The 13,775-nt window shown below is 54.0% G+C and carries 17 protein-coding genes; 11 read left to right on the forward strand and 6 right to left on the reverse strand.

Annotated elements, in window-relative coordinates; all coding sequences use genetic code 11:
- The first annotated feature begins 177 nt into the window (after window positions 1-177).
- The 6 genes from paaA to ACFR81_RS00345 all read left to right on the forward strand — a co-directional run bounded on the left by paaA (window position 178) and on the right by ACFR81_RS00345 (window position 4,931).
- A complete protein-coding gene (paaA, locus tag ACFR81_RS00320; protein WP_190617285.1) occupies window positions 178-1,182 on the forward strand; it encodes a 1,2-phenylacetyl-CoA epoxidase subunit PaaA in 1,005 nt (334 codons plus the stop codon).
- 2 nt (window positions 1,183-1,184) lie between these two features.
- Window positions 1,185-1,487 (forward strand): 1,2-phenylacetyl-CoA epoxidase subunit PaaB, encoded by a 303-nt coding sequence (gene paaB, locus ACFR81_RS00325; protein WP_068170870.1) that lies wholly within the window; start codon window positions 1,185-1,187, stop codon window positions 1,485-1,487.
- Window positions 1,484-2,311 (forward strand): 1,2-phenylacetyl-CoA epoxidase subunit PaaC, encoded by an 828-nt coding sequence (gene paaC / locus ACFR81_RS00330; protein WP_343875807.1) that lies wholly within the window; start codon window positions 1,484-1,486, stop codon window positions 2,309-2,311. The genes paaB and paaC overlap by 4 nt, the downstream gene beginning before the upstream one ends.
- Before the next feature lie 176 nt (window positions 2,312-2,487).
- Window positions 2,488-2,949, forward strand: a complete 462-nt coding sequence (gene paaD / locus ACFR81_RS00335; RefSeq protein ID WP_343876006.1) for a 1,2-phenylacetyl-CoA epoxidase subunit PaaD — start codon at window positions 2,488-2,490, stop codon at window positions 2,947-2,949.
- 38 nt (window positions 2,950-2,987) lie between these two features.
- Window positions 2,988-4,142 carry a 1,2-phenylacetyl-CoA epoxidase subunit PaaE gene (gene paaE / locus ACFR81_RS00340; RefSeq protein WP_343875809.1) on the forward strand — a complete coding sequence of 385 codons (1,155 nt, stop codon included), beginning with the start codon at window positions 2,988-2,990 and terminating at the stop codon, window positions 4,140-4,142.
- 18 nt (window positions 4,143-4,160) lie between these two features.
- Window positions 4,161-4,931, forward strand: a complete 771-nt coding sequence (locus ACFR81_RS00345; protein ID WP_343875811.1) for an enoyl-CoA hydratase/isomerase family protein — start codon at window positions 4,161-4,163, stop codon at window positions 4,929-4,931.
- A 128-nt stretch (window positions 4,932-5,059) separates the two neighbouring features.
- On the opposite strand, the gene ACFR81_RS00350 is transcribed toward ACFR81_RS00345, so the two are convergent.
- The gene (locus ACFR81_RS00350; protein ID WP_343875813.1) at window positions 5,060-5,908 is read right to left on the reverse strand and encodes a hypothetical protein; all 849 of its coding nucleotides are present in this window, start codon (window positions 5,906-5,908) and stop codon (window positions 5,060-5,062) included.
- A 342-nt stretch (window positions 5,909-6,250) separates the two neighbouring features.
- On the opposite strand from ACFR81_RS00350, the gene ACFR81_RS00355 reads away from it, so the two are divergent.
- From ACFR81_RS00355 to ACFR81_RS00375, 5 genes are all read left to right on the forward strand, one after another.
- Window positions 6,251-6,727, forward strand: coding sequence for a GNAT family N-acetyltransferase (locus ACFR81_RS00355; protein ID WP_343876007.1), 477 nt, complete (start codon window positions 6,251-6,253; stop codon window positions 6,725-6,727).
- Between the two features lie 11 nt (window positions 6,728-6,738).
- On the forward strand, window positions 6,739-7,068 hold the full coding sequence (locus ACFR81_RS00360) for an antibiotic biosynthesis monooxygenase family protein (RefSeq protein ID WP_343875815.1): 330 nt from the start codon (window positions 6,739-6,741) through the stop codon (window positions 7,066-7,068).
- 100 nt (window positions 7,069-7,168) lie between these two features.
- Window positions 7,169-7,489, forward strand: coding sequence for a hypothetical protein (locus tag ACFR81_RS00365; protein ID WP_343875817.1), 321 nt, complete (start codon window positions 7,169-7,171; stop codon window positions 7,487-7,489).
- Between the two features lie 114 nt (window positions 7,490-7,603).
- Window positions 7,604-8,218 (forward strand): SGNH/GDSL hydrolase family protein, encoded by a 615-nt coding sequence (locus tag ACFR81_RS00370; protein ID WP_343875819.1) that lies wholly within the window; start codon window positions 7,604-7,606, stop codon window positions 8,216-8,218.
- Between the two features lie 68 nt (window positions 8,219-8,286).
- Window positions 8,287-10,197 (forward strand): FAD/NAD(P)-binding protein, encoded by a 1,911-nt coding sequence (locus ACFR81_RS00375; protein ID WP_343875821.1) that lies wholly within the window; start codon window positions 8,287-8,289, stop codon window positions 10,195-10,197.
- 9 nt (window positions 10,198-10,206) lie between these two features.
- Here the strand turns inward: ACFR81_RS00375 and ACFR81_RS00380 are convergent, their stop codons facing one another.
- From ACFR81_RS00380 to arsB, 5 genes are all read right to left on the reverse strand, one after another.
- Window positions 10,207-10,452 (reverse strand): phospholipase A2, encoded by a 246-nt coding sequence (locus tag ACFR81_RS00380; RefSeq protein ID WP_343875823.1) that lies wholly within the window; start codon window positions 10,450-10,452, stop codon window positions 10,207-10,209.
- 110 nt (window positions 10,453-10,562) lie between these two features.
- Window positions 10,563-11,327: a GTP pyrophosphokinase gene (locus ACFR81_RS00385; RefSeq protein ID WP_318275220.1), complete on the reverse strand. Its 765-nt coding sequence runs from the start codon at window positions 11,325-11,327 to the stop codon at window positions 10,563-10,565.
- Window positions 11,328-11,330: 3 nt separating this feature from the next.
- On the reverse strand, window positions 11,331-12,155 hold the full coding sequence (gene nadE / locus ACFR81_RS00390; RefSeq protein WP_190617299.1) for an ammonia-dependent NAD(+) synthetase: 825 nt from the start codon (window positions 12,153-12,155) through the stop codon (window positions 11,331-11,333).
- Between the two features lie 63 nt (window positions 12,156-12,218).
- Window positions 12,219-12,635, reverse strand: a complete 417-nt coding sequence (locus ACFR81_RS00395; protein ID WP_343875827.1) for an arsenate-mycothiol transferase ArsC — start codon at window positions 12,633-12,635, stop codon at window positions 12,219-12,221.
- Window positions 12,636-12,639: 4 nt separating this feature from the next.
- Window positions 12,640-13,740, reverse strand: a complete 1,101-nt coding sequence (gene arsB, locus ACFR81_RS00400; protein WP_343875829.1) for an ACR3 family arsenite efflux transporter — start codon at window positions 13,738-13,740, stop codon at window positions 12,640-12,642.
- Between the last annotated feature and the right edge of the window lie 35 nt (window positions 13,741-13,775).

A 13,775-nucleotide genomic window follows, 5' to 3' on the forward strand; every position in this document is an offset into this window, starting at 1 on the left:
TCACGATTTACTGACCGAATGTTCGGTCAAACTATGCAGTCACAGCCACTTTGCCACAAATTTTGTGAACTGCGCAACATCTTGACTGAAATTTAGGTACAATCTTATACTGAACGAACGGTCAGTAAATCATGCGTCGGTTTCTCATCCCTACCGGCTTCACGCAAGGAAATTCTCATGAACGCACCTCAAGCAGACCATCTGAAAGCAGTATCAGATGCCGCGCTCGGCGAGGACGAGCAGGCAGCCCAAAACTACTTTGACCAGCTCATTAGCGAAGACTCCCGCGTGGAGCCTCGTGACTGGATGCCCGAAGGCTACCGCAAGACCCTCACCCGCCAGGTGTCTCAGCACGCTCACTCTGAAATTATCGGCATGCAACCCGAAGCCAACTGGATTACTCGTGCCCCTTCTCTCAAGCGCAAAGCGATCCTCATGGCAAAGGTTCAAGACGAAGCAGGTCACGGCCTCTACCTCTACTCCGCCGCCGAAACCCTCGGCACACCCCGCGACGTCCTCAACCAGCAGTTGCTCGATGGCAAGGCAAAATACTCCTCCATCTTCAACTACCCAGCACGCACCTGGGCAGACATTGGTGCCATCGGCTGGCTGGTCGACGGCGCAGCTATCTGCAACCAGGTTCCGCTATGCCGCGCATCCTATGGTCCCTATGGTCGGGCTATGGTTCGTATCTGTAAAGAAGAATCATTCCACCAGCGCCAGGGTTGGGAAATTCTCTATGAGCTCTCCCACGGAACACCCGAGCAGAAGCAGATGGCACAAGACGCCGTCAACCGCTTCTACGGTCCCGCGCTACAGATGTTTGGTCCGCCCGATGAAGACTCCCCCAACTCCAAGCAGTCGATGGCGTGGAACATCAAACGGTTCTCCAACGACGAGTTGCGCCAGCGTTTCGTTGACATGATGGTTCCCCAGGCAGAAGCACTCGGGCTCACCCTGCCTGATCCTGATTTGAAGTGGAACGAAGAACGCGGCCACTACGACTACGGCAAACTCGACTGGAACGAATTCAAGTCCGTCATTTCCGGTCACGGCCCCTGCAACGTCCAGCGTATGCAACGCCGTCGCGCCGCCCACTCCGAAGGTGCCTGGGTTCGCGAAGCCGCCGCAGAATACGCCCGCAAGATGGAAGCCCACAACGCAGAACTCATTGGAGCATAAACATGTCTGACACCACCCAAAACACCCGCGAATGGCCCCTCTGGGAAGTTTTCGTACGCTCATCCCGCGGGCTCTCCCATGTACACGCTGGATCACTTCATGCGCCCGATGCCACCATGGCTCTGCGCAACGCACGCGACCTCTACACCCGCCGCAACGAAGGAACCAGCGTGTGGGTAGTGCCCTCCGATGCCATCCTCTCTTCTGACCCCGACCATAAAGGCGGGTTTTTCGAATCGGCGCAGGGCAAGAGCTTTCGCCACGCAACCTACTACACCAAGAGTGAAGGGGTGAAGCACCTATGAGTTTTGCATCCAACGACTCCGCCACCAAGCAGAGCGCCGGCATCGCAATTACCGCCGAAGAAATCGCCGAAAAAGGCATCACAGCGAGCGAAGACGTAGCCCGCTACGCCCTCTACCTCGGCGACGATGCCCTCATGCTCGGCCAGCGACTCTCCCACTGGATTTCCCGTGCGCCCGAGCTAGAAGAAGATATCGCGTTGGGCAACATCGCCCTCGATTTGGTCGGACACGCACGATTCTTCCTCACCTACGCAGGAACCGCCTGGGGCAAAACCGAGGACGACCTCGCCTACTTCCGCGACGAAGAAGAATTCCGCTCCTGCCGCCTCGTCGAACAGGAAAACGGTGACTTCGGGCAAACCATCGCCCGTCAACTCATCTTCTCCTACTACCAGCACGAACTCTACTCAAAGCTCGTGGAGTCGCAGGACGAAACCCTGGCAGCCATCGCCGCCAAAGCGCTCAAAGAAATCCAATACCACCAGGACCACGCCGCCCAGTGGCTACTGCGCTTAGGCATCGGCACCGAAGAATCCCACCGCCGCATCCAAGAAGGGCTCTACTACATGTGGCCCTACATCGACGAGCTCTTTCACGACGACGACGTCACCGCCGCTCTACCCGGCATCGCCGTCCAACCCTCCAGCTTGCGCGAAAACTTCGACCGCCGCATCGCTGAGATTATCTCCGAAGCAACCCTCGAACTACCCCAGGTAGATCAAGCCTGGGGAGGGGACCGCTCCGGCGAATTCTCCGAAGCCCGCGGGCATATTCTCGCGGAAATGCAGGTTCTGGCGCGGCAGTTCCCCGGAGCCACCTGGTAAAAACACCTTTTCTCATAATCAGCCCTTACAGGCCAAGGAGGTGACCCATGAAATTCGGGTTCGATGACATGCAGCGCGAAATGCTCAAAGACATGCCTGAGCAGAAGTTTCAGCGTCTCAGCGCTGAAGAACTCGCCGAGCAGGCTCCGCCTGCCCCCAAGGGTTCTGATATTGCCATGTGGCAGGTCGCCTCCACGGTCTGTGATCCGGAAATTCCCGTATTGACCGTAGCTGACCTAGGGATTCTTCGAACGGTAGAAAATGTGAACGGCACCCCCGTCGTCACGATTACACCCACCTATTCGGGATGCCCTGCGATGGAAACTATCACTGCTGACCTGCGCACAGCGTTTGTAGAGGCAGGCTACCCGGAACCGCGCGTCGAGCTGGTGCTCACCCCGGCGTGGAGCACCGACTGGATGAGCGAGATTGGCAAACAGAAACTGGACGAATACGGCATCGCCCCGCCCACCGGCAAAGCAGCCGCCGGCCCGGTAAGTGTGGGGTTAGCCGTCAAATGCCCTCACTGCCACTCTCTCAAGACTCAAGAGATGACCCGGTTCGGTTCCACCTCTTGTAAAGCTCTGTACCAGTGCAAAAACTGCAAAGAACCCTTTGACTACTTCAAAGTTCATTAGATTTTTAGACACAGACCCACGAGATTCAAGGTTTAATCATGACTGAAGCAACAACAAACCGCCGTCGCGCGACCTTCAACACCTTGAAGGTCAAACAGGTTCGCAAACTTACCGCCGATTCGGTAGAGGTGGTCTTTGAGGTCCCCACTGATCTCGTGGATGACTACAACTACGTTCCGGGACAGTACGTTGCCCTCCGCGCAACTATCGATGGGCAAGAAGTTCGCCGCTCTTACTCCATCTGTTCTGAACCTATCCCCGGTGAAGTTCATGTCGCTATCAAAAAAGACTTCGGCGGCCTGTTCTCTACCTGGGCGAATACAGAACTTAAAGAGGGTGACGAAATTGACGTCATGAATCCCCAAGGTGCGTTTGTTTCCAAAAAGAACATCACCTCCATGAACAACCCGGAAGAGGTAGCAAAGGACGCTGTCGCTGAAGGCAACCTTAACCTGGTGGCCTTCGCCGCCGGCTCGGGCATTACCCCCATCATGTCGATTGCACGGTCAGTTTTGCGCCAGTCTACCGATTCCACTTTCGATTTGGTCTATGCCAACAAGTCAGCCATGGACGTCATGTTTGCCGAAGAAATTGGCGACCTCAAAGACAAGTACCCGCAGCGCTTTGCCGTCCACCATGTGCTCTCTCGTGAACAGCGTGTTTCCCCGCTCATGAGCGGTCGTATTGACGAAGAAAAACTCAATGAGCTTCTTGACCGGGTTATCCGCACCGAGGCTACCGATGAGTGGTTCCTGTGTGGCCCCTTCGAGCTGGTTCAGCTGTGCCGCGACACCCTCAAGGAACGCGGTGTCGCTGAAGACGACGTCCGCTTCGAACTCTTTACCACCGGTAAGCCTGAACGCCCTGCTGGTCAGCAAGGGCGCGCAATCGAGGTTGATCCCAGTGGGAACAATTTCGTGATCTCCTTCAACCTAGACGGCACCTCATCCCGGGTTGAGTCCCCCGCCTCTGCCCATGAGACGCTCCTCAACGCGGCTCTGCGTGTACGCTCAGATGTCCCCTTTGCCTGTGCCGGTGGAGTGTGCGGAACCTGCCGTGCCAAGGTGATTCAGGGCGATACCGAAATGGATGAAAACTATGCGCTCGAGAAGGAAGAAGTCGATGCCGGTTACGTGCTGACCTGCCAGACCCGCCCGTGCTCTGAAAACGTCAAGATCGATTTTGACGCATAGTCTGTTAGAGAGAACCTCATGATTGAACTATCTATTAATCAGGGCGTAGCTGAGATCGTTTTGAACGCCCCTCAGAAGATGAATGCTCTCAACGAAGAAGCTCTTGCTGAGTTATCGGCCGCTTACGATGAGGCGGCTCAGGCGGGAGTGCGCGCACTTATTATTCGTGGAGAGGGTCGTGGTTTCTGTGCCGGTCGAGATATCGCTGGTCTGACGCCTTCCACTGATGATGCTTACGCCTACCTTGCAGAAAAAGTTACCCCGCTGTTGAAGAAGATGGCAGCTTTCCCTGCTCCTACTTTTGCAGCGGTGCAGGGCCCTTGCTTGGGCGTGGGGCTGGGCCTGGCCATTGCAACTGACGTAGTTTATGTTGCCGAAAATGCAAAGATTGGCTCGCCTTTTGCGAACCTTGGGGCAACCCTCGACTCGGGTGGTCACTCGCTGTTTGTAGAGCGGCTGGGCACGCATCGCACGCTCGATTTGATTTACACTGCCGACCTCATCAGCGGTGAGGAGGCGGTGCGGGCGGGGCTTTTCTCGCGGTCTGTGCCCGCCGACGAGTTGCTAGACTTCACGCGCGCGACGGCGTCCCGCGTGGCGTCCGGGGCAACGGGTGCGTTTAGGGCATCCAAGGAGCTCGTGCAGAAAATCCGCGACGAGCGTTTAGGCTTGTGGGAGTCCGTTGAGTTGGAGAATAAGGCACAGGGGGCGCTGTGCTCTTCGGAGGATTACGCCGAAGGATTTGCCGCGTTCACAGAGAAGCGTAAGCCGGAATTTATGGGTCGTTAGCAGAGTTTCTACCAGATTTTCCTTGTCGTCCTGAACATTCTCTTATCAAACAAAGAGTCTATATAAAACTACATCAACCCGGCGCAGTCGCTGGGTTGATGTAGTTTATATGAATTCGCTCAGAATCATTAGCAACGGTTAATGCCACCGGGGGAGTCTGAAGAATCACATACCTTAGTGCTGGGTTGATACATCGTCAGTGTTTTGCTTACACCGTTGACGGTGTAGGTAAGATAAACAGTTCTATCCATGTAAATGGTGCGTTCAGCATTAGCTGCCTGCAGAACATTGGGGTAAGAAACATTAAACTGAGGTGTATTAAGCTGTGGTAAATCAAGGCAGCCCGTAGTGGCATTCTTCTTAAGCTGTGCCGTAGCAAGCTTAGGGTCGCCAATAAACTGAAACTGCCATGCTTTTGCAGTGACGGTAGAACCGTCGAGCTTCTTAAACTTATGGTCCACCCAGTTAGCAGTAACAGCGGCTTTCGAAGTGCCGGAAGTGAATACTGGACTGGCGGGGAATTTTGAGTTATTACTCAACGGGGTCGATAGACCCGAGTAGGAGCAGCCCGTAATAGTGCTGTAGCTTGTTGTACAGGTTCCTGCAGTCCTGGTGGAAGCTTTGGAGTTACCAGGATCGTAAATACCTGGACCGTGGCCACCAGATGACCCATCGGGGTTAGTAATGCTATCATTACGGCTCTGAATCCAGTATTCAAAGCGGATATCAGTAATTACAGCTCCAACAGGTAGCCCAGTAGCGTTCATGGCGACTACAAGGCTTAATTTCTGAGTAGTGGTGCTAGAAGTCTTAGGGTCGGTAGCCACAACTCCCCAGTTGTAATCAACAGATCCCTCTGCATAGACAGAAGGGGTACATTGAGAAGCTGCGTAGGCCGGGATGGCTGAAGATGCGATGACAACGGGGGCTGCCCACGCTGCACCCTTTGCAAGGTTGCGTCGTGAAATCTGTGACATGAAATTTTTCCTAATTTGCGACCGGGGGGTCGGTACGGGTTATACCACTCCCTCAGTCTAGGGGATAAAGATAACCTCTTCAAGGGACACAGAATCCCTAAATGTCGTGTATCAGATGCGAAACAATTATCTGTTGTTTTACAAATCTGAAATAGCTTTTATTCTTTCCATTTCGGTGTCACAACTCACTTAAATAATATTTAAAGACACACCCAACCCATCAACCTGGGGGGGCAACCCGGGGATTGGCAACCAAAACGGGAAACCTAAAACGTAGGCTGGGGAATCTATACTGATTTCATAGATATTCCATCCCCGCCCAGCCATCTCGAAACTTCACGGCTGTGGCTCAGGCCGATCGAACACAACGATGCAGTATTTTTGGAAAAGCTTTACTCCGATTCTCCGGTTGCCCGCTATATTGGCGGATCGAACTTAAACCACGGCGCCGTAGTGCACCAAGTAAACGTGTTTGTGAAGGTATGGGAAGAGCACGGCTACGGGCAATCTGTGGTTGTAGATAAAGCAACCGGTAAAGCAATAGGACGGGTAGGTCTTCATCCGTGGGTGGAGTGGAACGAGCTAGAAATCGGCTGGGTTATTGCCACTAGATGGCAACGGCAAAAAAGAGCAACTGAGGCGGCCCAAGCGTGGTTGGCCTGGGGTAGAGATTATCTAGCTGAAGAATACTTAATAGCAGTGGTTCATACTCAGAACACTGCCTCTCATCAGTTGGCACAGAGTTTGGGGTTCGTCAAAGCCAGAGACGATCAGACGCCGTGGAACCCTGTTGTTGTTTGGCGTTATGACCTTCATTAAAAAGGAGTTAGATGTTCACTACTGCTCATAAACCCCCGTATACAGCAGTGATTTTCACTTCGGTACGTCCTGTGGGAGAGACCGCCCAAGTGGATGGGTATTCAGAGGCTGCTCAACGCATGGACGAACTTGCTCGCGAGCAACCGGGGTTCCTTGGCAACGACTCCGTACGAGACGAGAACGGATATGGAATCACCGTGAGCTATTGGAAAGACGAACATTCGGCTCGCGCTTGGAAACAAGTCCAGGAACATTTACATGCCCAATCGACAGGGCGGAAAAAGTGGTACAAAAATTACAGCGTGCATGTTGCAACGGTAAACCGGGCATACTCTGGATGAACTATTGATTTGCGAGGGATATTGAAGGCGAGAGCAAATGTACTTACGTTTTGAAAGTTGCGTGCCCAATTCTAAGGGGCGTTTTCCGGGAGTTTACGCCTTGGCTAATGGATTAGCACATACGGGACGGCTGACGGAGACTGAATACAACCAGTGGAAGCTCACCAATGCCTGTCTCGACGGCGCCTATACGTCGCCTGGAATCTACAAAGAAATGCCCGATGTCGGTTTGACGTCCTGGTATATCGAAGACTCGGCACCGCATTTGCTCGATTCCATGAGTTTCTATACTGATTTACTTGATCGTTATAGAGTCCCTTGGCGAGAAGTGCGCTCGTCATACCCCGGTGAAGTGGTGTATCGCGACGACGTGCAGGTAGTCGTCCAGCCGTTTACTTACCAGGCAGATTGGGCGCTCTGAACTTACGCTTACCCCCGTTCCCCACCGTCGTCACCCCCCGGGATCAGCCGGGGGTGGGATTGGCACCCAAATCAGAAAACCAGGAACAGAGTCCGTGGAATCTATACTGATTTCATGAACTTTGCACCCACCCCCGTCCTGCCAGCCCTGGCTGGCGCAACCCGCCTCGCCGTCGTTGGTGACAGCATCGCTTACGGTCGTTCGGACCCTTCCGGTGGCTGGGCACAGTATCTTGCCGCCGCGCACATCAGTCGCGACGAACTCAACAACCGCTTCTACAACCTCGCTATACCCGGTAAAACCTTGGCTGGTCTGTATAAATACACCCCGGCGGAGGTCGCCACGCGCAAAGTAGACACCGTTATCATCAGTGCGGGAATCAATGACCTCGCAGGCGTCGATGGCACACCCGTCACTGCCGAAGAACTCCTAGAGCACCTCAAGATTCTCTGCAATCAGCTAGAGACCGGCGGCCGCACCGTCATCCTTTTGACTCCTCTCTGGCTCGACCACATCGCTGCCCGCCAACAGATGGGCTTCAACGTGGTCCCCGCCCAGGTGAAAAAGTACCGCAATCTCCTCGTGACCTGGGCAGACGAAACCCAGCACACAGTTATTGACCTTTATCCAGTCCTAGAAAACAGACCGGAGAGATTGGTCGATGGAGTCCACCCCGACCCTGAAGGTCACCGCCTTATCTGGGAAAGTATGATTGCCGCCAACGACTAACTAGCCAGCTGATCCCTTAACCTGGAGGTAACCTAGAAGGAAAGAGATCGTCAAGCGAAGGAGCTAGAATGCCGGCGAGTATTGCCATTGTGGGAGTTGGGCCGCGCGGAGTTTCGGTCATCGACCGAATCGGTGCGTTGGTATCTGAACAGTTCAGAGCCGAGCAACAGCTTAACCTTCACTTGATTGACGATTCTCAGCTAGGCGCTGGTCGTATCTGGAACACGTCGCAGACTAGAACCTTATGCATGAACACACTGGCAGGAGCTGTAACGCTCTTTACCGAACCGAATTCTACGGTGACGGCGCCGGTGCGGCCAGGTCCCAACATGTTTGAGTGGATTCAGCTCACCCTGGGCAATGAAATCGAAGAACAACCCACTCGGCGTGAAAAAACTGCCCTGTTCAAGAAGCATCCCCAAGAACCGCTCCCTGATTTTGAAGAAGAAATGCGCGCTACCGTGCCGCATTCGAACCCCTCACGTGCACTCTACGGCGAGTACATTAACTGGTGCTATCGTGTGGCGCTGGCGGAGCTTCCAGAGAACGTCGTGGTGACCGAACATCGCGCAAAAGCGGTGGGGGTGACGGCGTCCTCCGACGATGCTTTCGACATTATCGAGCTCTCCGACGGCACCATCTGCCGCGCCGATTCAACCATTATTGCTAGTGGCTGGACTATTCCCGCGCTCAACCCCCAGGAGCAGGAGTTCGCAGCATCGGAAGCAATATGGGTTCGCCCCAATTCCCCTGCCGAACAGGATTTTTCGGCGCTCCCCGCCGGCGAGGACGTGCTGGTGCGCGGTTTGGGCATGAGCTTCTACGACTTCATGGCGCTGGTAACGATTGACCGCGGTGGCCGTTTCGTGGAGGATCCCACCACCCGTGCAGGTATGCGGTATGAGGCGTCGGGGCAAGAACCGCATCTTCTTGTATCATCAGGGCGCGGCTATCCCTTCCTACCCAAGTCAGATTACGGTTCACTACCACCGAAGCCAGTAAATCACCGGCTCATGGCAACCATCGAGAAGCTCAAAGATGCAGAACGTATCGATTTCGGCATCGAGGTTCGCCCCGCTATCATCAAAGACGCCTACGAGGCTTACTACTGCAAACTTGCCAAGCTTCAGCCCGAAGCCATTACCGCGTCCATCGAAGAAATCCTGGACATCATCAAAAAAGCTACCCCCGAATCCATTGCCGAAGACATGGCAGATGTTGTGCCCAACCCCGAAAACCGCTTCAATATTGAGCGATGGCGCCAGCCGCTAGCCGGGGTGGAAGGAAGCATCGAGGAAGTAACCGAGCATATCGCCCAGTATCTTGAACAGGATATTGCGGACGCCGCAGCAGGGCACGATAGCGCCTTCAAAGCGGGCATGTGGTCGGTGTCCTCTGCTCGTACGCCCGCTTCAATCTTGGGGTCGATGGGCCGCTACACTTGGGAGTCCCGCCAAACCGATTACAAGAACTTCGATGCTCTAGGTCAGATGGTAGGCTCAGGGCCGCCGCTCTTCCGCTGCCGTCAGCTGCTTGCAGCGATTGATGCAGGAGTTGTGCAGTTTATTGGCCAGCGCCCCAAGGTTCGGGTTGACGGAGATGAATTTGTTACGATGTCGCCCTCCACTCAGCAGGAAATTCGCACTAAGTATCTTGCCGATGCTTTTTTGCATTACCCCGACATTCGCCACGTGGCGGAGCCTATCTATGCTTCGCTCTCTCAGCGGGTGCGACCGTTCTGCGAGATAGATGAAGAGGGCCGCGAGATTGAAACTGCCTCCCCGGAGGTACACCCGGTAACTCGCGCCGTTATTAACCCGGACGGTTCGCAGGACCCTCGCGTGCACGTCATCGGCATACCTACTTTCGCGCAGATGGCTGATACGACTATTTCCCCTCTGCCTGGAACGGATGCGCTAATGCTTCAGGAAACTGATAAAGCGGCGGTTCACGCGGTCCAGGTGGCGTTTGGCTCCTAAGGTAAATCTTTAGGCTTTTGAGCCGGCGCCGTCGTAGTACGAAGCACCGAAGGTACGTACTGCCGTGTAGTAGGTCTGTGCTACCCCGCGGCAGGTGCTACGCATCAGCCCTGCCGAATATGCCCGCTCGCATTCGCGTAAAAGCGATGCCCAAAAGACGTTGTCGCAGTCTAAACGATTGGTGGTACTACCGACGGAATAGCAGATGTCATGGGCATCGCAGGTGGGCTTGAAAGACGTGACTAGTGTAAACACACCTCTCTCCCTGGAGCACTCACCGCCGAGAATCAGCACGATTCCACAGACCACAGACCCCAATGATAATTTGTGTTTACGCAGGTGTTCCATGGCCTTCACCCTAACCGTTATTTATGCTTACCGTCGTTGCGCGAAAGTTCCAGGAGCTGCCGAAGGATGACGGCGCTAGCCGACGGATCCTCCGTGTAGTCTCGTAAGGCATTGTCGCCGTGAACTGACTTGTGCAACCGTTCCATCCGCTGATCGAGCTGGTCTGCAACCACCGCCGCGTTGAACAGTTCTTCGGTCAGATGCTCGGGAACCTCGCGGTCGTACTTATAAAATATTTTGTGTTCCAGCGCCGCCCAAAAATCCATGGCGATAGTACGAATCTGCAGTTCTACCGGGATTTTCTTAGCGCCGGTAGAGAGAAAAATGGGGATTCGCACAATCACGTGCAGGCTCTTATACCCATTCTTTTTAGGATGTTTGATGTAGTCCTTGACTTCAACCACTTCAATGTCGTCCTGAGAAGTCAGCGCGCTCATCACACGGTAGCAGTCACCAATGAAACTGCAGGTAATGCGCACTCCAGCGACGTCATAGATATTGTTCGCCACCGATTCTGAACTCATTTTCACGCCCTTACGTACCAGCTTTTGTGCTAGTGATTCAGGGGTTTTTACGCGGGACGAAACGTGCTCAATCGGGTTGTAGCGGTAAAGGTGAGTGAATTCCTGGCGCAGAATTTCCACCTTGGTGAGCACCTCGTTAATAGCAAACTGGTACTCCATGAGCATACGAGAAAAGTCCTGCCCAAATTCACGCATGGTAGCGATGGCGGGCAGAATGGTTTTCTCGAAGTCCTCCGCTGAGTGGCTCTGCGGTTCCACGATTTATGCCTTGTACCAAGTGTCAAAAATTGTGACGGGCGTGGTGCGTTTGTGCCGACTGCGCAGAAATTTTCCTTCGAGATTTTCGGCGGCTTCGGCAGGGATTTCTTTCCCTTCGAGGTAGTCGTCAATCTGATCGTAGGTAAGACCCAGCTCGTCTTCGTCCGTGCGCAGAGGCTTACCGTCAAGTAGGTCGGCAGTGGGTACCTTCTTCCATAGGCGCTCCTCGGCACCTAGAACCTTCAGCAGTTCGCGATTTTGTCGTTTATTCAACCCGTAGAGGGGCAAAACGTCGGCGCCGCCATCGCCAAATTTGGTAAAGAATCCGGTGACCGATTCTGCGGCGTGGTCGGTTCCAATCACCAGTAAGTTCTTCTCCCCCGCCAGCGCGTATTGAGCAATCATGCGAGCGCGCGCCTTCACGTTGCCCTTGTTGAAGTCTGCGATGGGGCGCCCTACGGCGTCTTGGAATGCCGATTCGAAACCGTCTACGGCTGGTGCAACGTTATAGGTTACCGTCTGATCAGGTTGGATGAAGCGTAGCGCAGCTTGGGCGTCGTCCTCGTCTTTTTGCACCTGATAGGGCAGTCGGACGGCGATGAATTCAGCGGTGATGCCTTCGTCGGCAAGCTGTTCGACGGCGAGCTGGCACAGGCGGCCAGCGAGGGTGGAATCGAGTCCGCCAGAGATGCCCAGAACAAAGCCGTTAGTGTGCGTAATTTTGAGGTAGTCGCAGAGAAATTGCACGCGTTTGCGTACTTCTTCTGCGGGGTCAATGGTGGGGTGTACGCCCAGTTCGTCAATGATTTTTACCTGTAATTCACGCATGTGTTTATTCTACTCCGGCGTGGGCAAACCCCGATGAAGAAAATCGTGGGAGCTTGCTGGGAGCTAGAGGCGCGCCAGTAAATCTTTGACTAATCGGTCGATATCGTCGCGTAGCAGATCCATGCGTTCTTCGCCCTCAATACCGCGCGTGGAGGGCTCGTCGGGGTTCCAGCGTTCTACTTTGGCGGCGTTCTCTGGCGAGAGAGTACCCAGGTCTGCTCCACCGACGACGACGATGCGGTCGGCTTCTGCGAGTAGTTCGGGCGACATGGGTTTTGAGTAACCGCTACTCATATCGGCACCAATTTTTGCCAGCGATGCGGCGGCTTCAGCATTCACAGATTTGCCTTCTTCAGCTTTCACTCCAGCGGAGGTAGAGCGGATTGCCCCCTCAGAACGCAAGTCCATGAGCGCCGCAGCCATCTGGGACTTTCCGCGATTGCTGTTACATACAAAGAGAATGGTGGGCTGATTGGTCATCGTTCTATCTTTCAAAAGTAGGTGCGTTGTTAAAAAGTTTAGGTCCCAACCAGCGCAGAACATAGACCAAAGCAATCAGTACAGGAACCTCAATAAGTGGCCCAATAGTACCTGCCAATGCTTGCCCCGAATGCGCACCAAATGTACCGATGCATACCGCTATGGCAAGTTCAAAATTATTACCGGCGGCGGTAAACGCCACGGTGGTTGATTGGGCGTATCCCATATGGAGTGCTCGGCTCGTAAGAAGCCCCAGGAAGAACATCAACACGAAATAAGCTAGAAGTGGTAGTGCCACGCGTGCCACTGCCGAGGGTTGTTCCACTATTCGCGCTCCTTGAAGGGCAAAGAGCAACACAATGGTGTATAGCAAGCCGATAAGAGCGAGTGGGGAAATTTTTGGTAGGTATTTTTGCTCGTACCAGGTACGCGATTTGAAGTGTTCACCCAGCACCCGGGATAGGAAGCCTAGGAGCAGGGGTATGCCCAAGAAGACCAGTACGGAACTAACAATTGCCCAGAAAGAGAACTCAGCGGACGTCGTGGGTAAGCCCAGCCAGCTAGGAAGTATTTGCAAATAAAACCAGCCGAGTACTCCGAACATAATTACTTGAAACAAAGAATTAATTGCAACTAGGGTGGCGGCGGCATCACGGTCCCCACAGGCTAAATCGTTCCAAATCAGCACCATGGCGATGCAGCGAGCAAGGCCCACAATGATTAAACCGGTACGAAATTCAGGAAGATCTGGGACAAAGATCCATGCCAGCGCGAACATGAGCGCCGGTCCCAAAATCCAATTCAGTACCACAGAAACAATCATGAGGCGTTGATCGGCAAGTAGCTGGGCGCTCTTGTCATAGCGAACTTTTGCCAGGGGCGGATACATCATCACGAGTAAACCGATGGCAATGGGTACAGATACTTGGCCGATTTTCCATGCTTCCAACGCGTTACTCAGACCGGGAACAAGGTTGCTCAGCAACAATCCTGCCGCCATCGCTAGAAGAATCCAGAGAGCCAGCCAGCGGTCCAAAAAACTCAGACGCGAGGACGGCGGGGTTGCAGGTGGGTTCTCAACGGGTGTACGTAGGGGGTTTGGCACAAGCTTCCTTAATATATCGAAGATTATCAATATAT

This window comes from Rothia amarae (assembly GCF_042677725.1).
Classification (GTDB): Bacteria; Actinomycetota; Actinomycetes; order Actinomycetales; family Micrococcaceae; genus Rothia; species Rothia amarae.

Excerpts from the sequence above, each read along its gene's own strand:
- paaA (WP_190617285.1), top strand. The coding sequence starts at position 178 with ATGAACGCACCTCAAGCAGACCATCTGAAAGCAGTATCAGATGCCGCG.
- paaE (WP_343875809.1), top strand. The coding sequence starts at position 2,988 with ATGACTGAAGCAACAACAAACCGCCGTCGCGCGACCTTCAACACCTTG.
- ACFR81_RS00395 (WP_343875827.1), bottom strand. The coding sequence starts at position 12,635 with ATGACCAATCAGCCCACCATTCTCTTTGTATGTAACAGCAATCGCGGA.
- ACFR81_RS00360 (WP_343875815.1), top strand. The coding sequence starts at position 6,739 with ATGTTCACTACTGCTCATAAACCCCCGTATACAGCAGTGATTTTCACT.
- ACFR81_RS00345 (WP_343875811.1), top strand. The coding sequence starts at position 4,161 with ATGATTGAACTATCTATTAATCAGGGCGTAGCTGAGATCGTTTTGAAC.
- paaB (WP_068170870.1), top strand. The coding sequence starts at position 1,185 with ATGTCTGACACCACCCAAAACACCCGCGAATGGCCCCTCTGGGAAGTT.
- ACFR81_RS00375 (WP_343875821.1), top strand. The coding sequence starts at position 8,287 with ATGCCGGCGAGTATTGCCATTGTGGGAGTTGGGCCGCGCGGAGTTTCG.
- nadE (WP_190617299.1), bottom strand. The coding sequence starts at position 12,155 with ATGCGTGAATTACAGGTAAAAATCATTGACGAACTGGGCGTACACCCC.
- paaC (WP_343875807.1), top strand. The coding sequence starts at position 1,484 with ATGAGTTTTGCATCCAACGACTCCGCCACCAAGCAGAGCGCCGGCATC.
- ACFR81_RS00370 (WP_343875819.1), top strand. The coding sequence starts at position 7,604 with ATGAACTTTGCACCCACCCCCGTCCTGCCAGCCCTGGCTGGCGCAACC.
- ACFR81_RS00350 (WP_343875813.1), bottom strand. The coding sequence starts at position 5,908 with ATGTCACAGATTTCACGACGCAACCTTGCAAAGGGTGCAGCGTGGGCA.
- paaD (WP_343876006.1), top strand. The coding sequence starts at position 2,488 with ATGTGGCAGGTCGCCTCCACGGTCTGTGATCCGGAAATTCCCGTATTG.